The sequence below is a fragment of the Kaistella faecalis genome (genome assembly GCF_019195395.1).
Classification (GTDB): domain Bacteria; phylum Bacteroidota; class Bacteroidia; order Flavobacteriales; family Weeksellaceae; genus Kaistella; species Kaistella faecalis.
This window is the reverse complement of sequence record NZ_CP078067.1, coordinates 1,693,952-1,719,842: the sequence shown is the minus strand read 5'-3', so window position 1 is coordinate 1,719,842 and position 25,891 is coordinate 1,693,952. Positions and strand designations below refer to the sequence as shown.

The 25,891-nt window shown below is 39.5% G+C and carries 25 protein-coding genes and 1 tRNA gene; 20 read left to right on the top strand and 6 right to left on the bottom strand.

Annotated elements, in window-relative coordinates:
- The first annotated feature begins 8 nt into the window (after positions 1-8).
- The 7 genes from argS to KTV93_RS08180 all read left to right on the top strand — a co-directional run bounded on the left by argS (position 9) and on the right by KTV93_RS08180 (position 6,774).
- Positions 9-1,787 carry an arginine--tRNA ligase gene (argS, locus tag KTV93_RS08210; RefSeq protein WP_218248472.1) on the top strand — a complete coding sequence of 593 codons (1,779 nt, stop codon included), beginning with the start codon at positions 9-11 and terminating at the stop codon, positions 1,785-1,787.
- The gene (locus KTV93_RS08205; RefSeq protein WP_218248471.1) at positions 1,787-2,833 is read left to right on the top strand and encodes an AMP-binding protein; all 1,047 of its coding nucleotides are present in this window, start codon (positions 1,787-1,789) and stop codon (positions 2,831-2,833) included. Before argS ends, KTV93_RS08205 begins: the two co-directional genes overlap by 1 nt.
- A 14-nt stretch (positions 2,834-2,847) precedes the next feature.
- Complete coding sequence (gene arfB / locus KTV93_RS08200; protein ID WP_218248470.1) at positions 2,848-3,240, top strand: alternative ribosome rescue aminoacyl-tRNA hydrolase ArfB; 393 nt, start codon at positions 2,848-2,850, stop codon at positions 3,238-3,240.
- A gap of 334 nt (positions 3,241-3,574) precedes the next feature.
- Entirely contained in the window at positions 3,575-3,955 is a 381-nt protein-coding gene (locus tag KTV93_RS08195) for a GreA/GreB family elongation factor (protein ID WP_218248469.1), read from the top strand.
- Positions 3,956-4,123: 168 nt separating this feature from the next.
- Positions 4,124-5,098 (top strand): deoxyhypusine synthase family protein, encoded by a 975-nt coding sequence (locus KTV93_RS08190; RefSeq protein ID WP_218248468.1) that lies wholly within the window; start codon positions 4,124-4,126, stop codon positions 5,096-5,098.
- Between the two features lie 88 nt (positions 5,099-5,186).
- The gene (locus KTV93_RS08185) at positions 5,187-6,446 is read left to right on the top strand and encodes an S-adenosylmethionine:tRNA ribosyltransferase-isomerase (RefSeq protein ID WP_218248467.1); all 1,260 of its coding nucleotides are present in this window, start codon (positions 5,187-5,189) and stop codon (positions 6,444-6,446) included.
- Positions 6,447-6,465: 19 nt separating this feature from the next.
- Positions 6,466-6,774: an MGMT family protein gene (locus KTV93_RS08180; RefSeq protein ID WP_305144809.1), complete on the top strand. Its 309-nt coding sequence runs from the start codon at positions 6,466-6,468 to the stop codon at positions 6,772-6,774.
- 106 nt (positions 6,775-6,880) lie between these two features.
- Here KTV93_RS08180 and htpG read toward each other — a convergent pair whose 3' ends face one another.
- On the bottom strand, positions 6,881-8,776 hold the full coding sequence (htpG, locus tag KTV93_RS08175; RefSeq protein ID WP_218248466.1) for a molecular chaperone HtpG: 1,896 nt from the start codon (positions 8,774-8,776) through the stop codon (positions 6,881-6,883).
- Positions 8,777-8,916: 140 nt separating this feature from the next.
- Entirely contained in the window at positions 8,917-9,918 is a 1,002-nt protein-coding gene (gene recA, locus KTV93_RS08170) for a recombinase RecA (protein ID WP_218248465.1), read from the bottom strand.
- Positions 9,919-10,057: 139 nt separating this feature from the next.
- Between recA and KTV93_RS08165 the strand changes: the two genes are divergently transcribed.
- Positions 10,058-10,128: transfer RNA gene (locus tag KTV93_RS08165), tRNA-Gln, on the top strand.
- Between the two features lie 118 nt (positions 10,129-10,246).
- On the opposite strand, the gene KTV93_RS08160 is transcribed toward KTV93_RS08165, so the two are convergent.
- Both KTV93_RS08160 and KTV93_RS08155 read right to left on the bottom strand, forming a co-directional pair.
- Positions 10,247-11,128 (bottom strand): SDR family oxidoreductase, encoded by an 882-nt coding sequence (locus tag KTV93_RS08160; RefSeq protein ID WP_218248464.1) that lies wholly within the window; start codon positions 11,126-11,128, stop codon positions 10,247-10,249.
- A gap of 87 nt (positions 11,129-11,215) precedes the next feature.
- The gene (locus KTV93_RS08155) at positions 11,216-12,556 is read right to left on the bottom strand and encodes a dihydroorotase (protein ID WP_218248463.1); all 1,341 of its coding nucleotides are present in this window, start codon (positions 12,554-12,556) and stop codon (positions 11,216-11,218) included.
- Between the two features lie 143 nt (positions 12,557-12,699).
- Here KTV93_RS08155 and KTV93_RS08150 point away from each other — a divergent pair, with 143 nt between their 5' ends.
- The 9 genes from KTV93_RS08150 to ribA all read left to right on the top strand — a co-directional run bounded on the left by KTV93_RS08150 (position 12,700) and on the right by ribA (position 20,112).
- Complete coding sequence (locus KTV93_RS08150; RefSeq protein WP_218248462.1) at positions 12,700-14,157, top strand: lipopolysaccharide biosynthesis protein; 1,458 nt, start codon at positions 12,700-12,702, stop codon at positions 14,155-14,157.
- Between the two features lie 6 nt (positions 14,158-14,163).
- Positions 14,164-14,595, top strand: a complete 432-nt coding sequence (gene dut, locus KTV93_RS08145; protein WP_218248461.1) for a dUTP diphosphatase — start codon at positions 14,164-14,166, stop codon at positions 14,593-14,595.
- 80 nt (positions 14,596-14,675) lie between these two features.
- Positions 14,676-15,695: a sugar phosphate nucleotidyltransferase gene (locus KTV93_RS08140; RefSeq protein WP_218248460.1), complete on the top strand. Its 1,020-nt coding sequence runs from the start codon at positions 14,676-14,678 to the stop codon at positions 15,693-15,695.
- A gap of 99 nt (positions 15,696-15,794) precedes the next feature.
- Entirely contained in the window at positions 15,795-16,589 is a 795-nt protein-coding gene (lolB1, locus tag KTV93_RS08135) for a lipoprotein insertase outer membrane protein LolB1 (RefSeq protein WP_218248459.1), read from the top strand.
- Positions 16,586-18,169 (top strand): M23 family metallopeptidase, encoded by a 1,584-nt coding sequence (locus KTV93_RS08130; protein WP_218248458.1) that lies wholly within the window; start codon positions 16,586-16,588, stop codon positions 18,167-18,169. The genes lolB1 and KTV93_RS08130 overlap by 4 nt, the downstream gene beginning before the upstream one ends.
- A gap of 34 nt (positions 18,170-18,203) precedes the next feature.
- Positions 18,204-18,407 (top strand): Sec-independent protein translocase subunit TatA/TatB, encoded by a 204-nt coding sequence (locus KTV93_RS08125; RefSeq protein WP_218248457.1) that lies wholly within the window; start codon positions 18,204-18,206, stop codon positions 18,405-18,407.
- Positions 18,408-18,416: 9 nt separating this feature from the next.
- On the top strand, positions 18,417-19,037 hold the full coding sequence (locus tag KTV93_RS08120; protein WP_218248456.1) for a DUF4254 domain-containing protein: 621 nt from the start codon (positions 18,417-18,419) through the stop codon (positions 19,035-19,037).
- Positions 19,024-19,491 carry a hypothetical protein gene (locus KTV93_RS08115; RefSeq protein ID WP_218248455.1) on the top strand — a complete coding sequence of 156 codons (468 nt, stop codon included), beginning with the start codon at positions 19,024-19,026 and terminating at the stop codon, positions 19,489-19,491. The genes KTV93_RS08120 and KTV93_RS08115 overlap by 14 nt, the downstream gene beginning before the upstream one ends.
- A gap of 6 nt (positions 19,492-19,497) precedes the next feature.
- A complete protein-coding gene (ribA, locus tag KTV93_RS08110) occupies positions 19,498-20,112 on the top strand; it encodes a GTP cyclohydrolase II (RefSeq protein WP_218248454.1) in 615 nt (204 codons plus the stop codon).
- Between the two features lie 41 nt (positions 20,113-20,153).
- On the opposite strand, the gene deoD is transcribed toward ribA, so the two are convergent.
- On the bottom strand, positions 20,154-20,861 hold the full coding sequence (deoD, locus tag KTV93_RS08105) for a purine-nucleoside phosphorylase (protein WP_218248453.1): 708 nt from the start codon (positions 20,859-20,861) through the stop codon (positions 20,154-20,156).
- A 161-nt stretch (positions 20,862-21,022) separates the two neighbouring features.
- Entirely contained in the window at positions 21,023-21,526 is a 504-nt protein-coding gene (locus KTV93_RS08100) for a hypothetical protein (protein WP_218248452.1), read from the bottom strand.
- A gap of 112 nt (positions 21,527-21,638) precedes the next feature.
- Between KTV93_RS08100 and KTV93_RS08095 the strand changes: the two genes are divergently transcribed.
- The 3 genes from KTV93_RS08095 to KTV93_RS08085 are packed head-to-tail and all read left to right on the top strand — an operon-like array spanning position 21,639 to position 25,852.
- Positions 21,639-23,384: a glycoside hydrolase family 3 protein gene (locus KTV93_RS08095; RefSeq protein ID WP_218248451.1), complete on the top strand. Its 1,746-nt coding sequence runs from the start codon at positions 21,639-21,641 to the stop codon at positions 23,382-23,384.
- A gap of 23 nt (positions 23,385-23,407) precedes the next feature.
- Positions 23,408-24,556, top strand: coding sequence for an N-acetyl-alpha-D-glucosaminyl L-malate synthase BshA (gene bshA, locus KTV93_RS08090; RefSeq protein ID WP_218248450.1), 1,149 nt, complete (start codon positions 23,408-23,410; stop codon positions 24,554-24,556).
- Positions 24,557-24,583: 27 nt separating this feature from the next.
- The gene (locus tag KTV93_RS08085) at positions 24,584-25,852 is read left to right on the top strand and encodes a DUF2851 family protein (RefSeq protein ID WP_218248449.1); all 1,269 of its coding nucleotides are present in this window, start codon (positions 24,584-24,586) and stop codon (positions 25,850-25,852) included.
- The last annotated feature ends 39 nt before the right edge of the window (positions 25,853-25,891 follow it).

Here is a 25,891-nt window from a genome sequence, read left to right as displayed (position 1 = left end):
TTTTGAAGATGAATATTAAAGATATTATTGAGAACAAAATCGCTGAAGTCGTTCAAAATGTTTTTCAGATTGATGATGTAAACCAGAGAAACAACGTCAAACTTGAAGTACAGCAGAACAAAACGGGTTTCGAAGGTGATTTCACCATCGTTACTTTTCCTTTGGTGAAAGTCCTTAAGAAAAGTCCTGATCTTATTGCGATGGAACTTGGCGACGCACTTTCAACGCAAGCGGACTTTGTCGAGAACTTCAACGTAGTAAAAGGATTTCTGAATCTGAAAATCAAAAACAGTTTCTTCCTCGATAATTTTAATTACGTAAAAGAAAATTTTGACTCCGCAGAGAAGAAAAACCAAACCGTTATGGTAGAATATTCTTCCCCAAACACTAACAAACCGCTTCACTTAGGACATATCCGTAATAACTTATTGGGCTACTCGGTGGCACAAATCCTTAAAGAAGATGGTTACGATGTGATCAAAACCCAAATCATTAATGATCGCGGAATTCATATTTGCAAATCAATGCTCGCCTGGGAAAAATTCGGCAATCAGGAAACGCCACAGTCTACCGGGACAAAAGGTGATAAGTTCGTGGGGAACTATTACGTCGCATTCGACAAAAACTATAAAAAGGAAATCGCTGATTTGGTAGCGCAAGGGCATGATGAAGAGACTGCAAAAAAACAGGCACCCATTATCCTGGAGGCGCAGAAAATGCTTTTGGACTGGGAAAAAGGTGATGAAAGCGTAAGAAACCTTTGGAACGAAATGAACTCCTGGGTTTATGAAGGTTTCGGCCAAACGTATAAAAAGCTGGGCGTCGACTTCGATCAGGTTCAATATGAAAGCAACACCTATCTATTGGGGAAAGACCTCATTCAGGAAGGTTTACTCAGCGGTGTTCTCTACAGAAAAGACGACGGTTCGGTTTGGTGCGATTTGACTGACGAGGGTCTGGACCACAAATTACTCCTCCGCTCCGACGGAACATCGGTTTACATGACACAGGATTTGGGAACCGCGGTTCAGCGTTTCAAAGAAAACAACATCCAGAAATTAATTTATACGGTAGGTAACGAGCAGGATTATCATTTCGATGTACTGTTTAAAATCCTGAAGAAACTCGGATACAGTTGGGCTGAAAATCTTTACCATCTTTCGTACGGAATGGTAGAACTTCCCGAAGGCAAAATGAAATCCCGTGAAGGAACCGTAGTGGATGCGGATGATCTGATGCAGGAAATGGTGGATACTGCCAAAGAAAAAGCAGAAGAACTGGGAAAACTTGAGAACCTTACCGAAGAAGAGAAAGAAAAATCCTACGAAATTGTAGGTTTAGGCGCTTTGAAATATTTCATGCTGAAAGTGGATCCGAAGAAAAAAATGCTGTTTAATCCGAAAGAAAGTATCGATTTCAACGGTAATACAGGGCCTTTCATTCAATACACCTACGCAAGAATTCAGTCTTTGCTGACCAAAGCAGATTATCAGGAGCAAACCATTTCTGAGTATGAAATCAATGATTCCGAAAAAGATTTGATTATGAATCTGCTCAACTTCAAAGACGTGGTTTCTAAAGCTGCTGAGACGCTATCTCCTGCTTTGGTGGCCAACTATATTTACGAACTTGTAAAATCATACAACTCTTTTTATCAGAACAACCCGATCCTGAAACAGGACGATGAAACTGCCAAACAATTCCGTCTGGAACTTTCGGCAATAACAGGAAAAACGATAAAAAAAGGACTCGCACTACTGGGAATCGGAACAGTTGACAGAATGTAATGATCATCGATTTTACGCAAAATATTAATCCGGAATCACTTTCTCCCCGAACCCAATTTGAGGAAAAAGTGATTTCTTTTTTAAAAGAATGGCTATCAGATTCTCATGATGTTTCAGTCCAAACTTCAGGTTCGACAGGAATTCCAAAAATCTTTCAAATCGAAAAAAGCAGAATGCTGAATTCTGCAAAGATGACTTGTGATTTCCTGAATTTAAAACCGGGCAACACTGCATTAGTTTGTCTTCCCGTCGAATACATTTCGGGTAAGATGATGGTGGTACGGGCTGTAGAAAGACAATTGAAACTGCTTATTGCAACCCCTTCCTCAAAACCGCTGGTAAATTTTGAACAGGAAGTTGATTTCTGCGCGATGTCGCCGCTCCAGGTTGAAAATTCTTTAGACAAAATCCGTTTCCTTAAAAACTTAATTATTGGTGGCGCTCAGGTTTCTGAAAGTTTAAAAACTAAAATTCGTAAGCAACTGTCACCCGACATCCATCATCCTTCACCCCATATTTACGAAACTTACGGTATGAGCGAAACGCTTTCTCATATTGCTTTGAAACAGATTTATCCCTTAGCCGAAGAATACTTTTCTGTATTTGAAGGTATAAAAATCTGTCTGGATGAAAGATCCTGCTTACAGATTTCAGCACCAAAACTTAATCCAGAAATTCTTCAGACGAATGATTTAGTCGAGCTAAAAGGAGAAAATGAATTTAAATTTTTAGGCAGAATCGATAATATAATCAATTCCGGTGGACTTAAAATTCATCCCGAAGAACTTGAAAGTTTACTTAAGAGACATCTGCATAATGAAGTGGCTTTTCTTGGGATTAAAGACGAAAAATTGGGACAGAAACTGATTTCAGTGATTGAAGGAAATAGAGATTCTAACGTCTCCATGCAGCTGGAACTGGCCTTTAAAGAGATCGAAAAAAAATTCTCAAAGAATCATCTTCCAAAGGAAATTCACTTTATTCCTCAATTTCCCAGGATTCCCAACGGAAAAATTAACCGCAAAGAATTGCTACATTTGTTTTAGCCATTCTTATCTACATGAAAAATTTCACAAAGGAGCTTACATACAGAACCTCCCGCAGCAGCGGCGCAGGCGGACAGAACGTAAATAAGGTAGAAACTTCTGTAACCGTAATGTGGAATATTAGTGAAAGTGATTTTTTTAAAGAAGAAGAAAAAGAATTAATTGCGGTAAAACTAAAAAACAGGATTAATCTTGAGGGTATTCTTCAGCTCACCGTTTCCGAAAGCAGAACCCAACTTCAGAATAAAAAGATGGCCACTGAGAAAATTCTTGATCTGGTCAATAAATCGCTCTTCCAACCAAAACTCCGCAAACCTACAAAACCAAGCAAAAGGCAGGTAGAAAAAAGAATTCAGGCAAAAAAACAACTCTCGGAAAAAAAGGAAAACCGAAAATTCAGGTTGTAGCCGCAATGTTAATTTATGCTAAACACTTGTTTAGTAAATGGTTATTTCTTAAGTTTGTAAAAATCAATTCAATAAGTTAATGGTCACATCATTCTTTTTATCCGAAACCGGTATATCTAGGCTTTTGCTGTCCTTGCTTTATTTGCATACTGATTCATTTCTGAAAAGTTCCAAAGACTTCATCAATTAAACCCTGTCGGGTCCAAGACAGGGAATTCCAACATTTTAATCTCAATACCATTTGATGTGTTTTCACAGGCAAAACGTCTTTTGATGTTTACAGCCTGCGTTGGATCGCATAAAGCATGTCATGAATTCAAAAAAATATACAGAAATGTCAGAAAACATAATTTTAACAACCGGAATCTACGACGCAATTAAGGATCACCTCAGAAGAAAAAAAGTAACCCCAAACGAAGAAGCAAGACTTACTTCCGAACTGCGGAATGCAAAGCAGGTTAGAAGAAGGGAACTTCCCGAAGATGTAGTGACGGTAGACCGCGTAGTTACTGTAAAAGACCACACCCTAAACAAAGAAGAAGAATATATTTTTGTGGGCGTTGAGCAGGCAAAACCGAAAAAGAACAAACATTCAATCCTGTCCGATATGGCGCTGGCAACTATGGGATATAAAGTGGGTGACATCGTAGAATATCCTTTTAAAGACGGCGAAAGAAGAATCGAAATTTTGAAAGTTGAACATTGGCAGAACTAATTTTCAGATAAATTCTACGCTCCATGATTTAATTAAAGTACAGCCTTTGCCAGGTTGTACTTTTTTAATGAAAAATGCCGGAAGGATCAGTTAACAGGAATTTGATTTAGATTTTTGTGAATTGAGACTTCCGTCCTAAAATATTATCTTTGCATAAACAATAAAAAAATGAATAAACCGATTACAGAATTTTTAGAAAAATACTACCTCCACTTCAATGCAGCAGCTTTGGTCGATGCTTCCAAGGGTTATGTTGCTCACCTGAAAGACGGCGGAAAAATGATGATTACTTTGGCGGGAGCAATGTCTACTGCAGAATTGGGTAAAATTCTGGCTGAGATGATCCGTCAGGATAAAGTTGACATTATTTCCTGTACCGGCGCCAACCTTGAAGAAGATGTAATGAATTTGGTGGCACATTCTCATTATAAACGAGTACCGAATTACAGAGATTTAACTCCGGAGCAGGAAAGAGAACTTCTTGATCAGCACTTCAACCGCGTAACCGACACCTGTATTCCTGAGGAGGAAGCGTTCCGTCGTTTACAGACTCATTTGGAAGATGTCTGGCATGCTGCTGAAGAAAAAGGAGAGCGTTATTTCCCGCACGAATTCCTTTATCAGGTTGTGAATTCAGGAGTTTTGGAACAGTATTATGAAATCGATCCTAAAGATTCATGGATTGTGGCTGCGGCTGAGAAAAACCTTCCGATTGTTTGTCCGGGATGGGAAGATTCCACAACTGGAAATATTTTCACCTCCAACGTTATTAAAGGCAAACTGAATGTTCATACTGTAAAATCCGGTATTGAATATATGATTTATCTAACTGAATGGTACCGCGCAAATTCCGGGGGAAAAGGCGTTGGCTTCTTCCAGATCGGCGGCGGGATCGCGGGAGATTTCCCAATCTGTGTAGTTCCGATGATGTATCAGGATTTAGAGTGGGAAGATGTTCCGTTCTGGGCGTATTTCTGCCAGATTTCTGATTCCACAACTTCTTACGGTTCGTACTCAGGCGCTGTTCCTAATGAAAAAATTACCTGGGGAAAACTTGATATTGATACCCCAAAATATATCGTTGAAAGTGATGCAACAATCTGCGCACCACTGATGTTCACCTATATTTTAGAGAATTCTTAATAGAGAATCATAAATAATTAAACTCCTGCAATCTTTTGCGGGAGTTTTTTTTGTCTGATAATATCTATTAGAAACCGAAATTTTTCTGGTGAAAAACTTAAGATTTTCAGAGATTTGCAGAATGCATCCAAAACATCTAAAAATCGAAGATTTTACTTACGATTTACCGGCAGAAAAAATAGCGTACAGCCCGGTAAATCCTCGGGACCACTCAAAACTATTACTTTTTCAGGACGGAAAAATTTCGGAAGACATCTACCGGAATATAAGTCAGCACCTCCCTGATAACGCTGTTTTGGTATTTAACAACACAAAAGTTGTAAAATCCAGACTGTTTTTTACAAATGAAAACGGAGCAAAGATAGAAGTTTTCTGTCTCGAACCGCATGGTGAGGCGATTGATTACGGGCAGCATTTTTTAGAACAGAATTCAGTGACCTGGATCTGTTTTATCGGTAAAGTATCAAGATGGAGAGAGAAAGAATTATCAAAAACTATTGAACTGGAAGGAGTTGAGGTAAAACTTTCCGCTGAAATTGTCGGCAAATTGGATGATGCTTATCTCGTAAAATTTTCGTGGTCGCCAGGCGATATTCCATTCGGCAAAATTATGGATGCAGCTGGTGTTACGCCCTTGCCACCCTACATCAAAAGAGTTGCGGAAAAGGTTGATGAAGATGCTTACCAAACCGTTTATTCAGAAAACGAGGGATCTGTTGCCGCGCCGACGGCAGGACTGCATTTTACGAAAAGGGTACTTAAAGATTTTGAGGAGACAGGGATTTCATCTCTTTTTACGACGTTGCATGTTGGCGCAGGGACTTTTAAACCCGTGAAATCTGAAGTGATGGAAGATCACATCATGCATGCTGAATACCTCAATATCACCATTGATTTCCTTGAAAATTTGTTAGCCAAGATTCAGCAACCGATTATTACTGTAGGCACTACATCTACCCGAACGCTCGAAAGTATTTACTGGATGGGAAACCAAATCGTGCAGCGTCCGAACATCAATTACGAAGACCTGAAAATTACCCAATGGCTGCCTTACGAGACTGAAGCGGTCTCAACTCCGGAAGAAGCTATTAACGCACTGCTGACCTGGATAAAAAACACGCAGCAAAATCATTTATCTATTGAGACCGAAATTATTATTGCCCCGGGTTATGAATTCAAAATCGTAAAGGGCCTAATCACCAACTTCCACCAGCCACAATCTACACTTCTTTTGCTGGTTTCTGCGCTGATCGGAAATGACTGGAAAAAGATTTACAGCCATGCGCTGGATAACAACTACCGTTTTCTTAGCTACGGGGACGGGAGTTTGCTGATGCCGAAAAATTAATACCGTGATATAAAGTTTGATGATGGATCCGCAGTTTAATAAACAGGTATTTGAAATCATTCAATTGATTCCCAAAGGCAAAGTTACCAGCTACGGTGCGATTGCGAAGGCCGTGGGTTACCCGAATCACTCCCGGCATGTTGGAAATGCACTGCGTGATTACAGTGAAAATTTTCCGGCTCACAGGGTGTGCAATTCTTCTGGGCATATCACAGCAGGTTGTCTGGAAGCATTTACGGAAAAGCTGGAAAAAGAAGGCATTAGCGTGGAGGGAAATAAAATCAAGGATTTCAAGAAGGTGTTCTGGAATCCGTTGGATGAATTATAGTTTTTTGCGCGGCGCCTGCGGCGCCGCGCAAAAAATAACAAAGACAGACCTTTGCGGTCTGCCTTTGCTTTATAAAATGGTATGATCTGAAAAATTAATTTTCGGCTTATTTGGCAAGCTGCTGATAACTGCGCTGAATAAAATCGGTCAGTTCTTTTCCTCTCAACAGGTTCTGTGATAATTTCGCTAGATCCAGCGCCTGCTTAATCTGTGAGGACTTGTCGTCAGTACTCTCTGTTGCCAGAATTTTACTTGCCAGTTCGCTGTTCGTATTTACGACAAGATTATACATTTCCGGGAAATTACCCATCCCGAACATTCCGCCGCCACCGGTCGCCTGCATGTCTTTCATTCTTCGCATGAATTCCGGCTGGGTGATAATGAACGGTGCATCAGTACTTTCCAGATCTTCAAGCTGAACGGTGAATTTGGTGTCGGCAACACCCTCTTCCACACTTTTTTTCAGCGTTTCTTTTTCTGTATCGTTCAGTTTAGAAATTACCGGTTCGTCTTTTTTAATGAGATTGTTGATGTGATCAGCATCTACTCTCGCAAACTGAATTTTATCTTTCGAAGATTCCAGTTTCTGAATCAGGTGCGGCACAATCGGAGAATCCAGCAGTAAAACTTCATAACCTTTATCCTGAGCTGCCTGAACATAGCTGTGCTGATCATGCTCGTTGGTTGCGTACAGGATCACTAAATTACCGTCTTTGTCCGTTTGATTTGCTTTGATTTTTTCTGTGAGCTCATTCCAGAGGAAATATTTTCCGTCTACATCAGGGTAAAGTGCAAACTTCTCTGATTTATCATAGAATTTATCTTCCGAAATCATTCCGTACTCGATCACGATTTTAATATCGTTCCATTTTTTTTCGTAATCATTGCGGTTTTCATTAATCAGCGAAGCCATTTTGTCGCCAACTTTCTTGGTGATATAAGAAGAAATTTTCTTCACCGCGCCATCCGCCTGAAGGTAAGACCGCGACACATTCAGCGGAATATCAGGCGAATCGATCACTCCCCGCAATAACATCAGGAAGTCAGGAACGATTCCTTTCACCTCATCAGTTACATAAACCTGGTTTTGGTAGAGTTGAATTATATCCTTTTCGATGTTCAGGTTATTCGCCAATTTCGGGAAAAAGAGGACGCCGGTCAGGTTAAACGGATAATCTACATTCAGGTGAATATGGAACAATGGGTCCTCGAACTGCATTGGATACAACTCTCTGTAGAAACTCAGATAATCCTCGTCCTTTAGATCAGCAGGCGCTTTTGTCCACGCCGGAGTTGGATTGTTGATAATGTTATCAACTTCTTTAGTTTCCGGTTTTGCATCATCCCCGGCATCATCCGGTAACGGCAAAGTTTCAGTTCTTGTTCCGAATTTAATCGGCACAGGCATAAATTTGTTATATTTCAGCAAGAGCTCACGGATTCTTGACTCTTCCAGAAATTCTGTAGAATCCTCCGCGATATGAAGGACGATTTCCGTTCCTCGGTCGGATTTATCTGTGGTTTCCTCCAAAGTAAATTCCGGGCTGCCATCGCACGTCCAGCGTACCGCGGATTCACCTTCTTTATAAGATTTGGTTACGATCTCAACTTTTTCCGCCACCATAAATGCGGAATAGAATCCCAGCCCGAAATGTCCGATAATTCCCGCATCTTTCGCGCTGTCTTTATATTTTTCAAGAAATTCTTCAGCGCCTGAAAAGGCTACCTGATTGATGTATTTCTCCACTTCTTCACCGGTCATACCAAGGCCCTGGTCGATGATGTGAAGTTTCTTGTTTTCTTTATCAATTTTAACCTCGATCTGCGGATTACCGTAGACCACATCAGCTTCACCCACGTTGGTGAGATGTTTTAGCTTTAAGGTCGCATCAGTTGCATTAGAAATCAGTTCGCGAAGGAAGATTTCGTGGTCGCTGTAGAGAAACTTTTTAATCAGCGGGAAAATATTTTCCACTGAAACATTAATATTTCCTTTAGTCATAATATTTAGATTTAATTTGAACTGAATTTTTCAAAAAAAGTACCATGGTCGGGAAAATGCCAAATTGTCATTTCCTGATTTTTTTTAAAAAAAAAGACAGCCTTAATAGCTGTCTTTTAAATATTCTGTTTGATCGTTAACTATTTATTGAGCAAACTTTCTTTAATCTTTGCTTCAAGTTCTTCAGCAAGTTCAGGATTGTCTTTTAACATATCACGCACCGCATCACGTCCTTGACCAAGTTTGGTCTCTTCATAACTGAACCATGAGCCGCTTTTCTTCACCACGCCGGTTTCTACTGCCATATCCAGGATCTCTCCCACTTTTGAGACGCCTTCACCGTACATAATATCAAATTCCGCCATTTTGAATGGTGGAGCAACTTTGTTTTTTACGATTTTCACCTTCACACGGCTTCCTACAGCTTCGTCACCGGTTTTAATCGGTGCGCTGGCTTTTCTGATATCAATTCTCACAGATGCGTAGAACTTCAGTGCATTACCTCCGGTTGTTGTTTCAGGATTTCCGAACATTACGCCGATTTTTTCTCTTAACTGGTTGATGAAAATTACGGTACATTTTGTTTTGGAAATGGTTGCCGTAAGTTTTCTCAAAGCCTGTGACATCAGTCTTGCATGAAGTCCCATTTTCGAGTCACCCATTTCACCTTCAATCTCTGCTTTTGGAGTTAAAGCTGCAACGGAATCAATTACCACGATATCGATCGCCCCGGAACGGATCAGGTTATCGGCAATTTCCAAAGCCTGCTCGCCGTTGTCTGGCTGCGAGATAATCAAATCATCAAGGTTAATTCCCAATTTGGAAGCATAGTGCCTGTCGAATGCGTGCTCAGCATCAATAAATGCAGCGATTCCGCCAGCTTTCTGTGCTTCTGCAATAGCATGCAGGGTTAATGTTGTTTTTCCTGAAGATTCCGGTCCATAAATTTCAATAACTCTGCCGCGCGGATATCCTCCTACGCCTAAAGCCAAATCTAAACCTAGTGAACCAGAAGGAATCACTTCGATTGAATCGTCTACGGATGCATCTCCTAAAGTCATTACGGTTCCTTTACCGTAGGTTTTATCTAGTTTGTCAAGCACCAACGAAAGTGCTTTCTTTTTATCTTCAATACTGCTCATCTGTAAAATTATTTGCTCAAAAATACGGAATAAAAATATTATAGAAGAAGATTGAAATTTTAATTTTTGAAAATAATTTTTGAAAAAGTATTGCGCCGTAATAAAATATTTTCTAGATTTGCACCACCAAAATAAAGACAGACCCATGGTGTAACGGTAGCACTCTGGTTTTTGGTACCATCAGTTGGGGTTCGAATCCCTGTGGGTCTACAAATTTAGGTATAACGCTCTGATTTTCAGGGCGTTTTTTGTTTGTCTAAACATTAAGATTTGTGGTATAAAAAAAGCCCAAAAACTGCCGTTTTTGAGCTTTTATATTGATTGTCTGTTAATTAGACTTTTTGGACTTAATCATCGCTTCGAGCATATCCCACATTTCCTGCGGAATATCTTCCAGCATATTGAACTCTCCGGCTCCCTGAAGCCATTCTCCACCATCAATCGTCACTACTTCCCCATTCATATACGCTGAGTAATCGGAAACAAGATACGCCGCCAAATTGGCAAGTTCCTGATGCTCGCCTACTCTTCTCAAAGGCACTTTTTTCCGCATATCGAATTTTTCCTGGAGATTGCCGGGCAATAATCGGTCCCAGGCGCCTTTTGTTGGGAACGGTCCCGGCGCAATAGCATTAAAACGGATGCCGTATTTTGCCCATTCTACCGCCAAACTTCTGGTCATCGCCAAAACTCCCGCTTTTGCGCAGGCAGATGGAACTACATATGCAGAACCAGTCCATGCGTAGGTGGTCACGATGTTAAGCACTGTTCCCGGAATTTTGTTATCAATCCAATATTTGCCAACCGAAAGCGTGCAGTTTTTAGTTCCTTTCAAAACAATGTCAAGAATGGAATCGAATGCCGAATGTGTAAGTCTCTCGGTTGGCGAAATAAAGTTTCCGGCTGCATTGTTGAGTAAAATATCGATTCTACCGAATTCTTTCACCGCCGATTCCTTCATCGCCTCAACTTCGTCCCAGTTTCTCACATCGCATGCAACGCAAAGTACTTTACCGCCTGTTTCCTCTTCAAGTTCTTTTGCCGTAGTCTGAAGTTTTTCCAAATTTCTGGATGTGATCACCACTTTTGCGCCGAGTTGCAGGAAATATTTGGTCATTGCTTTTCCTAAACCGCTTCCGCCACCGGTTACAATGGCGACTTTATCTTTTAATGCTCCTTCTTTGAGCATCGGTTGTGTATACAGATTCATATTCTTTGTTTTTGTAAATTTAAGGAAAAATATAAGCTGGGGTAAGGAATCGCTATGCTGGAAATACGATATGAAGCCGGGCAAAAATCAAAAATTCCTCTCGAAAAGTAATCTTTCTCCGAATTTTTCTTCCGAAACTTTTCCGTTCTCGAAAACAATATTTCCATTGACAAAGGTGTGGGTAATTTGCGAATGAAAAGCAGTTCCTTCCAGTGGACTCCAGCCGCATTTATAGAGAATATTTTCTTTGGAAACAGTGAAACCGTCATCTAAATCGACCAATACCAGGTCTGCTTTATAATTTTCTCGGATAAATCCACGCTTCTCCACCTGAAACAGTATTGCCGGATTGTGGCACATTTTCTCCACTATTTTCTCCAGCGAAATTTTTCCGTTTTTGAAATTTTCAATCATCAGAACTAAAGAGTGCTGTACCAGCGGACCGCCGGACGGTGCTTTGGTATAAACATTCTGTTTTTCTTCCCAGGTGTGCGGCGCATGATCAGTGGCGATTACATCAATTCTGTCATCTAAAAGCGCTTTCCAAAGACCGTCCTTATCTTTCTGAGTTTTCACCGCAGGATTCCATTTGATTAAAGTTCCTTTGGTTTCGTAATCTGCATCGGTGAAAGTGAGATGATGAACACATACCTCGGCAGTGACTTTTTTATCTTTTAAAGGAATATCGTTTCTAAAAAGGGCAGTTTCTTTTGCCGTAGAAACATGAAAAACATGAAGGCGCGCTCCGGTTTTCTCAGCCAGTTCCACCGCTTTAGAAGATGAAATATAACACGCCTCTTCGCTTCTGATCAGGTGATGAAATTTCATCGGGATATCATCGCCAAATTCCTTCATGTACTTTTCGGTATTGGCTCTGATGGTCGCCTCATCTTCACAGTGAACAGCAATAAGCATTTTGGTTTTGCTGAAAATATTTTCTAAAGTTTCAGGATTGTCGACGAGCATATTTCCTGTGGAAGAACCGAGAAAGAGTTTAATTCCGGCCACGTTTCTGGGATTTGTTTTTAAAACTTCTTCCAGATTATCATTGGTGCCACCCATCATAAACGAATAATTTGCATGAGATTTTTCGGATGCGATTTTATATTTATCTTCCAGAAGTTCCTGTGTTACGGCATTCGGAACAGTGTTGGGCTGTTCTATAAAACTGGTAACTCCGCCTGCCACCGCAGCTCTTGATTCACTTTCAATATCCCCTTTATGCGTCAATCCGGGTTCGCGAAAATGTACCTGATCATCAATTACTCCTGGCAAAAGATATTTACCTGAAGCATCAATCACTTGATCAGCACTTTCGGGAGAAATATTTTTTTCAATCTTTGTTATAATGTCGTTTTCAATAAGCAAATCGCTTTCAAAAATCTTGTTTTCGTTGACGACCTGCGCGCATTTAATAAGTGTTTTCATTAGTGATTGTTCAGATTTATTTCAGTGTAAATTTAAGAATTTCATTCTGAAACATTTCTCCCAGCCCATAAAAGAGATTAACTTTTATAAGCGAATTTTTTTGATTTTAATTAAAACGATACATTTGCAGAAATATCTGAATCTTGTACAAGAAACTGCTGGGACAAACTGCGCTCTATGGACTTACCACGGTAATTATCCGGTTGTTCCCCTTTATCATTAATCCTTACATCACTAATGCTTTCGGGCCCGCAGCTTATGCGCCGTTTGCGGATTTCTATTCGGTAGCAGGAGTTATTGCAGTTTTGCTGACTCACGGTATGGAGACAACATTTTTCCGTTTTGCGCTGGATGAAAAGAATGATGAAAGACTGATATCTACCGCATTTTTCAGTGTAGCTGCGGCAACGCTCCTGTTTCTTACCTTCTCTCTCACCTTCAGCAATGAACTTGCAGTCGCTTTCAAAACGCCCACACAGGTGGATTTGCTGACAATTCTGGTGATCATCCTGTCACTGGATGCATTTTGCGCGATGCCTTTCGTAATGCTTAGAAAGAATGAAAGACCGGTAAAGTATGCTACGGTGAAAATCACCAACGGAGTTATCAATTTTCTGCTGGTTATACTGTTTCTTCAAATTTTACCGAGGATGCCGGATGGATTTTTAGGTTTAAAGTATAATCCTCAGTTTGGTATCGGTTATGTTTTCGTCGCTAATCTTGTTGCGAGTGGCGTAACTTTCCTGCTCTTATTTAATGAGATTTTCGTCGCCAAACTGAAACATTTCTCATGGCAACTTTGGCAGAAAATGATCAAATATTCGTGGCCAATCATGATTGCAGGTTTGGCCGGAATCATCAACGAAACCATGGACAGGCAGTTTCTTAAATTTCTTCTGCCCGAAGAAATCGGAAGGCACGAATTGGGCGTTTATGGTGCAGTGGCTAAGATTGTAACGTTTGTGGTGCTATTCAGGCAGGCCTATGTGCTGGGAATTGAACCTTTCTTTTTCAGTCATTCAAAAAACGAAAATGCAGGGAAAACCTATGCGAAACTCATGGATGTTTTTATTGCGGTAAACTGTATGATCATTGTTTTTCTCTGTGTGAATCTGGAGTGGATTTCGAGATTTTACCTTAGAAATCCGGAATATTACGAGGGAATTCCAATCCTTCCGATCCTGTTTTTTGCAAGCCTTTTTTTAGGAATTTACCTGAATCTTTCCGTTTGGTACAAACTTTCAGATAAAACCATCGTGGGCAGTTATATTTCATTTCTTGGCGCCGCGGTTACCATTGCCATTAACTTTTATTTTATTCCGAGGTACGGCTACTGGGCTTCTGCATGGGCAACTATCGCTTCATATTTTGTAATGATGGTAGTTTCTTATATTTGGGGGCAAATTAAGCACCCGCTTCCGTATAATCTTTATGGGAATGTTATTATTATTTGCGTAACGATTATTGTTTCGCTCGTGTATTACCAAAACTTCAAAGACAATTTCTGGCTGGGTAATCTGATTTTTGTAGTATTAGCCGTTATTTTAATTAAAACCCAGAAGCTGATTCCGCAAAGTCTACTGAATAAATTTAAGAGATAAAATTCAATGAAAATAAAAATCATCAACAAATCCAAACACGCTTTACCAAAATATCAAACGGCACTATCTGCCGGAATGGATCTCTACGCAAACATTGAGGAATCTGTAACATTAAAACCTTTAGAAAGAAAACTCATTTCCACAGGGCTACTCATTGAATTACCACAGGGTTTTGAAGCGCAGATCCGCCCCCGCAGTGGTCTTGCAATAAAAAACGGAATCACTGTATTGAATACGCCAGGCACCATCGATGCAGATTACAGGGGAGAAATAGGCGTAATTTTAGTAAATTTATCAGGCGAACCTTTCACGATAAATAACGGCGACCGGATTGCTCAAATGATAATCGCCAAACATGAAACTGCAGTTTGGGAAGAAGTAGCAGAACTTGGTAAAACGGATCGCGGCGCTGGCGGATTCGGAAGTACCTCTAAATAATTTCCGTTTTGGAAATAAATTAAAACATTAAAAATATTGCTGCTGAAGTTTAATTCGCAGCCAAAAAAAATAAACAAATTATGAAAATTATCGTTCCGATGGCGGGAAGAGGTTCCCGATTAAGACCTCACACATTAACCGTTCCTAAACCATTAATCCCCATCGCGGGAAAACCTATTGTTCAGCGCCTTGTAGAAGATATCGCTAAAGTTGCAGGTGAAAAAATTGATGAAATTGCTTTTATTATCGGTGATTTCGGACCTCAGGTTGAGGCCTCTTTAATTCAAATTGCAGAGAAATTAGGTGCAAAAGGAAGTGTTTATACCCAGGACGAACCGCTTGGCACCGCCCACGCAATTAAATGTGCTGAAGCGTCCATGCGGGGAGATGTAGTTGTAGCATTTGCAGACACCCTTTTTAAAGCAGATTTTATTCTTGATAAAAATTCCGATGGCGTTATCTGGGTGAAAAAGGTGGATGATCCTTCCGCATTCGGAGTAGTAAAGCTCGACGATTACGGATTTATTACAGATTTCGTCGAAAAGCCTAAAACCTTTGTTTCTGATCTTGCCATTATTGGGATTTATTATTTCAATTCGGCTGAGAAACTGATGGATGAGATTAATTACATCATGAGTAACGACATCAAACAGGGAGGCGAATATCAGTTAACAACCGCTCTGGAAAACCTTCGTCAGAAGGGCGCAAAATTTTCTCTGGGAAAAGTTGACGACTGGATGGATTGTGGCAATAAAAATGCTACAGTGGAGACTAATGGTAAAGTCCTTCATTATGAAAAAGAGAATGTTGCCAACTATCCCGCTACCGCTAAAATCACGAATTGTCTTATCATTCCGCCGTGTTTTATTGGGGAAAATGTAGAGATTTCAAACTCGAAAATCGGACCTTGTGTTTCGGTAGGAAACAATACCAAAATCATTAATTCAAACATCGATCACTCACTGATTCAGGAAGATACATTAATAGATCACGGAAACCTGAGCAATTCGATGATTGGAAACTCCGCACAATACTTCGGCGTTGCGAGGGAAATTTCACTGGGAGATTACTCGGTTCTGGATTTTCTTTCCAAAAGCTGATCAATCAATACAAAAACTTAACGCAAGCCACACAAAACAATTTGTGTGGTTTGGCGTTAATATTGCAAACTTTTTACCCAATATAAAGTAAAAGTTCTTATGAAAAATTATATCATCATCCTACTGGCTTCAGTTTCACTCCTCTCGTGTAAAACACAAAATGCTGCCAATGCACCTTTAAGCACCAACGCTCCTGTGGCGGAGACTTCTGCCTTTTTTAAAGAAATTAATAAAAAACCGAATTTCCAGCAAGTCAAGATTAATTCAAGAGTCAATGTGGAAACCGGAAACTTTATTCCTACACTCGATGCGACAATTTACATTGAAAATGGGCAAAAAGTGTGGATGAATATGATTGCAGTTTTCCTGAATGTGGGTCGCGGAATCGCAACTCCGGATGGAATTCAGGGCTATGAGAAGTGGAATAAAACCTATATCGAATCTGATTTTTCTTACCTCAATAACCTTTTGAATGTAAACTTCATCGATTTTAATTCGCTGCAAAATCTTCTCATCGGTAAAACTTTTATTCCGGTAAATGAAAAGGATTTTGTCTTAACTAAAAACGCCCAGGGTTATACATTGACCTCTGCTAAAAACTTGAAATTTGAGAACGACGGGAAGGTATCTGAATATGCCGTGCAATTAGATTATGCTAATGATTTTAATCTTTCAAAAGTTAATTTAAAGAACGTGAACTTTGCGGACAATCTGGAAGTTTCATATTCAAATTGGACTACTTTCGAATCTATGAATTTGCCAACAAACGTTAAAATATTAATAAAAGGCACAAAAACGAGCCAAATTATGTTGGAAAATACGAAATTTGACAGTTCAAAGATGGAAACTCCGTATTCCGTTCCCAATAATTATACGAAAACTGAGATTAGATGATTAAGAAATTAAGCTTTTTAATAGGACTTTTTCTGTTCGGGATTTTATTCTCACAGAAGAAGGAACAACTTCAAAAGCAGAATGCAGAACTTAAGAAACAGATTGCCTCCATCAATGCCAATTTAGCGAAAACTCAGCAACAGTCTAAACTTTCTGTAGCTTACCTTAACGATGTTCAGAAAAAAATTCAGCTTCGCGAAAAAGTTTACACCAATACCCAAAAGGAAAAAAGACTGATTGAGGACGATATCTATCTCCGTCAGCTTGAAATTAACCGGCAAAACCGGGAACTGGCTGTTCTGAGAAAAAATTACGCCGAAGTTCTAGTTAAAGCCTATAAGAATAAGGGGGTACAGAATAAGGTAACCTTCATTCTCTCTTCAAAAAACCTGGGCGAAGCTCTACGCCGGGTTCAGTATCTAAAAGATTATTCTGATTATCAGGATAAAAAAGCTGCTGAAATCTCCAAAGCTGCACAGGTACTTCTCCAGAATATTTCATTGAAACAGAAGTCTGTAAAAGACAAAGAAACTATCTTATCTAACCAGCAGAAAGATTTACTCACCATTGCTGCAGAAAAAAAACAGAAGGAAAATCTTCTTCAGGAATTTAAGAAAAACGAAGCACAACTTACCGCAGAACTGAAGCAGAAGCAGACTGAATCTAAAAAACTGGAAGGACAAATCCGTTCCATCATTGCCGAGGAAATCCGTATTGCAAAAGCAAAGGAAGAGGAAAGAAAAAAAGCCGAAGCCGAGAAAATCCGACTTGCAAAAATAGCTGCAGATCGTGAAAAAGCTAGGATTGAGGCTGAAAACAAAGCCCGGCTTGAGGCTTTAGCATTAGAAAAAAAGAAAGCCGATGAGGAAGCTAAACGACTGAAAGATATTGCTGATAAGAAAGCAGCTGACGAGGCCGAGAAAGCAAAAATAGCGGCCGCTGCTGATTCCAAGAAAACTGAGGACGCTAAAAAAGCAGCCGACGCAGAAAAAGCAGAAGCCAGAAGAGCTGCCGCCGCCAGAGACGCTGCGATTGCATCAGCAAACGCAAAAGCTGCCGCAGATAAAGCCGCAGATGCCAGAGAAGCTGAAGCTTCACTAAGCAAGAAAAATGAAGATCAGAAAAAAGCTGCAGAAACCAAGGCGATGACCAATTATGGAGTCTCCAGTGCAGTAGGAAATAATTTTGCGGCGAACCGCGGAAAAATGGGAATGCCCGCATACGGAACCATTACTCACCGTTTCGGGCGGCAACCGCATCCTGTATTTAAAAATATTATAGAGGAAAATAACGGGATCAAGATTGCTGTAGCCAAAGGAACTGTAGCCAAATGTGTAGCGCCTGGCACCGTTTCCAGAGTAGTTGCGTCCGGGGACGGATCTAAAATGGTTTTTGTAAAACATGGCGACTATTTTACAATCTACGCGAATTTATCGAACACTATGGTATCTGCCAACCAGCAGGTTTCAGCGGGAACGTCCATTGGCACTGTAGGTGCCGATTTCGACGGGACTTACACGCTTGATTTTCAGATTTGGAACGGTACCAATCCTGTGGACCCATTGGGTTGGGTAAATTGAAAAATATAATTTAACTTTGCACAAAATTTAGAACATGGTTACACTTACTATATTAGCACTTTCCTGGCAGCATCTACTTATTGTTGCTGTAATTTTACTCATCCTTTTCGGAGGTAAGAAAATTCCTGAAATGATGCGTGGTTTGGGTTCAGGTATCAAAGAATTTAAAGATGCTGTGAAAGAGGAAGACAAAAAAACTCCCGAAGACCCGAAAAACAATTCAAATCCTGCGAACTAATTTTCAGTTATGAGTTTTTCCGAAAGTGCCTGGGAAATCTTTAATCAGTCGATTAATGATTATCACCAAAACGATGATGTAGATACTCCTATCAACAATTCCTTTGAAAAAAATTCTTTGGAATGGCTTTTGTATGCAAAGAACTGGATCGATACCGTTCAATGGCATTTGGAAGATATTATTCGCGACGAAAATATAGAGCCGCTTGAAGCCTTAAAAATTAAAAGAAGAATAGACTCTTCGAATCAGCAAAGAACTGATTTGGTAGAGTTTATCGACAGTTGGTTTCTTCAGAAATATTCAGATATAACTCCGGATTCCAACGCAAAAATCAACAGCGAAACCCCTGCATGGGCAGTAGATCGCCTGTCGATTCTCGCACTGAAAGTCTACCACATGTCACTTGAAGCTCACAGAACTTCTGCAAGTGAAGAACACAGATTTAACTGTACCAATAAGCTTAATGTATTATTGGAGCAGAAAAAAGATCTGTCTGAAGCAATAGACCATTTGCTTTTTGATATTGAGAGCGGTAAGATTAAGATGAAAGTTTATAAACAGATGAAAATGTATAATGATGAAAGTCTTAATCCGGTCCTGTATCAAAACGTGAAAAATGACCAAACTTAAAGTTCGTTACATTTTACTGTTATTTTTTATTTTTTCCTGTTCTGCCGAAAAGATAAATCTTTCGCCCGTAGGTGAAAACTCTGTTTCTTTAAATGGAACAGGCCTCACGTACTCATTAAGCGATCGAAAAAATCTTATTATATACTCATCAGAAATTACCAGCTTAATCGGTTCATTTCCTAAATTCCGGAATGATGCGGTGAATTCTGAAGTCACGAAACTGAAACTACATTTAAAAGATTATATAAGCGCAATTAATGCCTATAATCTTATTGAAATGGAAAGCTCGAGAATAAAATTCGAGAAGTCATACAAGAAACTCCAGAAACTTAGAAAATTCCTTAATAAAGACGAAGATGAGGTGCTCAATAGATATTTGGTAAGAATTAAGACCAATATGAGTTTTCTGCAAGGCAATATTTCCAAAGATTCACTATCTACCTTTAAAAACTGATTCTACATGTTAAAAATTCAAGCGGAAGCTCAGGTTCCCACCGAGTACGGGAATTTCAGAATGATTGCTTTTTCTGAAGACGAAAACGACTGGATGCCGCACATGGCGATTATTGCCGAAAACACCGATCTTTCAAAACCAATCAATGTACGTTTTCATTCAGAATGTATTACCGGTGAAGTTTTTCATTCAAAGAAATGCGAATGCGGGCAGCAGCTTGATGCAGCGATGAAATTCATCCACGAAAACGGCGGAATTATTATTTATCTTCGTCAGGAGGGAAGAAACATTGGTATTATCAATAAGCTGAAGGCATATTGTCTTCAGGAAAAAGGTTTCGATACGGTAGAAGCCAACCTGAAATTAGGACTTCCGGCAGATGATCGAGATTTTGGAGATGCGATAGAAGTACTCACTATCTTAGGAGTAAAAGAAATAAATCTTCTTACCAATAATCCGGCGAAAATGAAAATTGTAGAAGACAGCAATATTCGCCTGAACAAAAGGATTCCGCTGCAGATTAATTCTACTTCAGACAGCGAAAGTTACCTGAAAGTTAAAAAAGACTATTTTGGGCATCTGTTGGAAGATGACGATGATATTATAAACAGAACGCTTTGAAAAATCAAAGCGTTCTTTATTTTCAGTAATGTGATTCTATTTTAGAGATGCAAAGCAGTTTCCAGTGCCAGCTGAATCATCGGTGTTAAAGCCTGCTCTCTCTGGTCAGCCGAAATCTGTTCCTGTGTAGGAATAATATCTGAAACCGTAAGAATTGTTGCCGCATTCTTGCCTAAATGTTTTGCATTAGCAAAGAGTGCGAACGCTTCCATCTCCACGGCGGTACAATTATATTTTTCGGCGATTGCAGGTATTCCAGGAGTTGCTCTGTAAAAAACATCGCTGGTATGAATATTTGTCGGCTTTAAATTAAGTGACATATTCTTGGCAGTTTCGTTAATTAGTCCGTAAACATTTCCCTGATTTTCAATCAACTCCTCTTCGATGCCCCATGCAAATTTTGCATAGGTGGATTCACTTGTGGCATTTTCAACATTCAGTACATCAAAAAGGTGTAGTTCAGGAGTGTAGCCACCACATGTTCCAATTCTTATAATAGTATCTACATCATATTCCGTATAAAGTTCATAAGAATAGATTCCGATGCTTGGCGCGCCCATACCACTCGCACCTACTGAGATTTCTTTACCCTTGTATAATCCTGTAAAATAAAAGATATTGCGGGTTTTACTTACCAATTTTACATCAGTCAGAAAATTGTCGGCAATATATTTCGCACGAAGCGGATCGCCGGGTTGCAAAACTGTTTTAGCGATTTCACCCTTTTTTGCTGCGATATGAACACTCATAATTTTAAATTTAAATTGAAGTTTAAATGTAAGAAAATCTGTCTGATTTAAAAATTATGTTACTCGGAAAATAAGGAAAATGCCCAAAAACAGACAAAAATCATATTGAAAAAACCCACTGAATTTTTCAGCGGGTTTACATGGATGATAAGTCTTATATTTTAATCCCGGTCCGGAATATTGTAAAATTTAATTACGCTTTCATAATCTTCATATTTCACGTTTGCATTCTTGCCTTGTGAGGCAGGAATTAAAACAATTCTGAATCTTTGATTATTGAGGTACGTTGTTGCTTCCGAAGCACTGAGTGTTGCCTGATCGAAATTGGCTTCAGTATAAATTTCAATATCCGCGGTATCGAATAAAAAATTGTAGTCTAATTCTCTGCCGCCTGTCAAATATTCGGTTTTAGGTAAAAGCTGCCAAACAGCACTTCCGCCGGAAGCTGAATTTATATTTCTGTATACTAAAACGACATCGGTAGTGGCGATATTAATTCCCTGATTGATGGTATAGCTGTTTCCGCTGTTAAATGTGCCGGTAACATCACGCATCATTGGATAAGTATCATTATCATCTACTAATACATCATCATTTCTATCGGTACAGCTCACTGCCAAAAAGCCAAATAAAGCCAAAAGCAGTATGGTAAAGTAATTTTTCATTTCTATTATTTTTAAAGTTTGAATTGTTTCGTACAACTCAATATGCATGCCAATAAATATAGAATTTGAATATTAAAAATCGTATTTTTGTTAAACGTCTCAATCTATATCAATGAAAAAAGTGAAACATCCTTTTACCTCTATTTTTATTTTCTTGTTTTCCCTGCAGTTATCTGCTCAATATCAGCCGAAAAATCTATCAAAAGATGATTTAAAAAAGGCAAATAATTGGGTTAATCAAACCTATAATAACCTTTCACAGGACGACAAATTAGGTCAGCTGTTCATCGTAGCACTTTATACCAATAAGGACGAAGAACATATCAGTAATGTGAGAAGCATCGTAGAAAATGAGCAGATTGGCGGATTAATCCTGATGCAGGATGATGCTGCGCGGGAAATTACTCTTGTGAATGAATTCCAGAAAAAATCGAAAGTTCCGCTCATGATTGGGATGGATGCAGAATGGGGACTTTTTCAGCGAATCGCGGCGGCACACAAATTTCCTTGGGCCATGACTCTGGGGGCGATTCAGGACAAAAATCTTATTACTCAAATGGCAGCAAAAATTGCTGAAGATTCCAAACGAATGGGAATTAACTGGAATTTCGCGCCGGTAGTTGATGTAAATACCAATCCGGATAATCCCATCATTGGCAACCGAAGTTTCGGTTCTGAAGTTCCAAATGTAATCAGTTCTGCCTTAGCCTACTCCAACGGTTTGCAGGAAAATAATATTTTAGCAGCCATTAAGCACTTTCCCGGTCACGGTGATACGAACACCGACTCCCATCTGGACTTACCGGTTGTTTCTCACAATCTCCAGCGTCTGAACGAAGTTGAACTCGCTCCTTTCAAAGCGCTTATGGACAAAGGAATTGGCGGCGTTATGGTGGCCCACCTTTATGTACCCGCTTTAGAAAAAGAAAATGGAATCCCCGCTTCTGTCTCCAAAAACATTATTACGGGATTGCTCAAAGAGAAATTGGGTTACAAAGGTTTAATTATTACCGATGCTTTAAACATGGGAGCTGTAGCAAAACGGTATAAACCGGGTGAACTGGATGCCCTTGCTTTTAAAGCCGGAAACGATATCATGTTATTTTCGGAGGGCGTAAAAGAAGGAAAAAGATTGATTCAGTTGGCGATAGATAATAAAGAAATCAGTCAGTCACGCGTAGAAGAAAGTGTGAAGAAAATTTTGCTGACCAAGTATTACCTTGGTCTGGATAAATATGAACCCCGAAATCCGGAAAATATCAAGCATGATCTGAATAATGATTCCCACAAAATACTGGTTCAGAATCTATACGCTAACGCTTTGACCTTGCTTAAAGACGATAAAAAACTGCTTCCGCTTAACTGTAAAGAAACCTATTACTACGTTCCTCTGGAAGAAGCCCCTTACCAAACATTTGCAAATCAGTTAAATTTAGGAACTACAGTTATTGTAAAGAAAAGTTCAGAAATCTCCTCCATTCCGAAAAATTCAAAAGTGATTGTTGGATTTCATAAGGATAATTCCACCGCTTACAAACCTTACAAAATATCGGCCGAAAGCAAAAAGGCATTGGCAGATTTAAGCAAAAACCATCAGATTATTCTTAATGTCTTCGGATCCGCTTATGCATTAAAAGATGTAGATATTTCTAAAGTTTCCACGGTATTGGTAGCTTATGAAAACAATGATGATTCAATGACTGCTGGCGCGAATGCATTGAACGGCAGCACCAATATTTCAGGCCGGCTGCCGGTTTTGGTAAATTCCAGTCTGAAAGCAGGCGCGGGATTAGATCTGAAAACTTCCGCGAAAAGCGGCCCTACAGGACAAAAAAACAATAAAACAGTAATTGAGTAATTTCAATTAACAAAAATACAGTTATGAAAATCGGAATTCTCTGTTACCCAACCTATGGCGGAAGTGGCATTGTTGCTACAGAATTAGGCATGTCGCTCGCCAATAAAGGTTACGAAGTACATTTTATAAGCTCTAATCTTCCCGCAAGACTTGACATTACCAATCCCAATATTTTTTTCCACAAGGTAAACGTTCAAACCTATCCTCTTTTTCAGTATCAGCCGTATGATATCGCGCTTTCTTCAATGATTTACCGCGTAGTTAATCTTTATAAACTCGATTTACTGCATGCGCATTACGCTATCCCTTACGCCTACGCAGCCTTTACTGCGAAACAAATGCTGAAGGAAGAAGGCAGAGACATTCCGCTGGTGACGACACTTCACGGCACAGACATCACGCTGGTTGGGCAGCATCCGAGTTATAAACATGCCGTAGAATTCTCCATCAATCAGTCAGATACAATTACTTCCGTTTCCGAAAGTTTAAAAAAAGACACGCTCCAACTTTTCAATATTAAAAAGGAAATCAAGGTCATTACCAATTTTATTGATAATTCTGAGTTTGATGAATGTACCGACTGCAGCCGAAGTCAGTTTGCGACTGATGACGAAAAAATTCTTATTCACGTATCCAACCTGCGGCCCGTGAAACGGATCGAAGATGTTTTAGAGATTTTTAAAGACGTTGAAAAACATGTAAAATCTAAACTCATTATTATCGGCGAAGGTCCGGATATGGAGAAAGTAAACGGATTCCTCGAAGAGAATCCCGACTTAATCAATAAAATCAGGCTTTTGGGAAAAGTGAACGATCTGTACAGGATTCTGCAGCTTTCCGATGTGTTTTTACTCCCTTCTGAGCAGGAAAGTTTTGGATTGGCAGCGCTTGAAGCAATGGCTGCACACACGCCGGTCATCAGCTCAAACGCGGGAGGAATTCCGGAAGTAAATATTCAGGGAGAAACAGGGTTTCTAGCTGAAATTGGCAATGTAAAAGCCATGAGCAACTACGCGATAAAACTCTTAAGCAACGAAGATCTGCTAATGGAAATGAAAACAAACGCAAAGAAACAGGCTATCAGATTCGACCTTAAAAATATTTTGCCGCTTTATGAAGAGATGTACGAGGAAACGCTGAAAAACTTCAAAAATCCGGCCCTGACTCCATAATAGAACTAATATAAAACCGCCTCGAAGATGAATGAGAAGCTCCTTCAATATCTTTGGAATTTCAAGATTTTCACGAGTTTTGATTTTAAAGATGTGGAAGGAAACAATCTGGAAATTCTGGATTTTGGAAAATGGAATTTCGACTCCGGCCCAGATTTTCTTTATGGCAAAATAAAATTCAGTGAGCTGATCTTAGCAGGAAATATCGAACTGCACGTAAAATCTTCAGATTACATTTTTCATCAGCATTCCGGCAATCCTGAATTTGAAAATTTAATTTTACATGCAGTGTTCTATCATGATGTCGATGTTGATGAACTTAAAGATAAAAATATTCCGACGCTTGAACTGAAAAATTATATTGATGAAACCTTGCTCAGGAATTATGATTCCATGATCAGAAACCACCAGTTTATTCCCTGCGAAAATCTGTTCAGACCCGACGCAGTTCCTTTTTATTTTCCTGAAGAAACGCTGCTGAAAAAATTAGATGAAAAGTCTCTTGAAATCGAAAAAGGCTTGAAATTCAACAAAAATAACTACGAAGCTGTCCTCTTTCAGCATTTAGCGTATGGATTTGGGTTGAAAGTTAATGCTGAAATTTTCCGCCAGCTTGCAGAAAGTCTCGATTTTTCGGTGGTGAATAAGATCCGTCAGAACCAAATTCAACTCGAAGCCCTGTTTTTCGGCATCTGCGGTTGGCTACAAAAGCCGGAGGACGAACAGATGCAAATCTGGAAAAGAGAATTTGATTTTCTCCAGGCAAAATTCCAGTTGCCTGCTGTAAAAATTACCCCTAAGTTTTCGAAACTCCGGCCGCCAAATTTTCCCACGGTAAGGCTTTCTCAGCTGGCATCTCTGTACCACTTAAATCAAAACCTTTTTTCAAAACTTATTCTTGCCAAAAACATTGATGAGATTAAGGGAATTTTCGAGGGCGTTAAGGCCAGCGAATATTGGAACAACCGATTCAATTTCCGGAAAATCTCTCCGGTAGAAGGCGAAAAATCTCTTACAGAAGATTTCGTAAACCTGATTATTATAAACGCGGTGCTGCCCTTTAAATATGCTTATCACAAAAATTCAGATGAAGATATAAACGATGAAATTCTCGATTTTTACCGGAAAATTCCCCCTGAAAAAAATACTGTGACAGAAGGCTGGAAATCCTTAGGATTAGAAATCGGTAATTCGCTGGAAAGTCAGGCTTTTATCTATCACTACAAAAATTTCTGCGAAACCAAGAACTGCCTGAACTGTGGGATTGGCTTTCAGCTTTTAAGAGTGAAAGAATAACCTAGGTCTGACATAATTCACTCTTTTATTGTCTCTTTT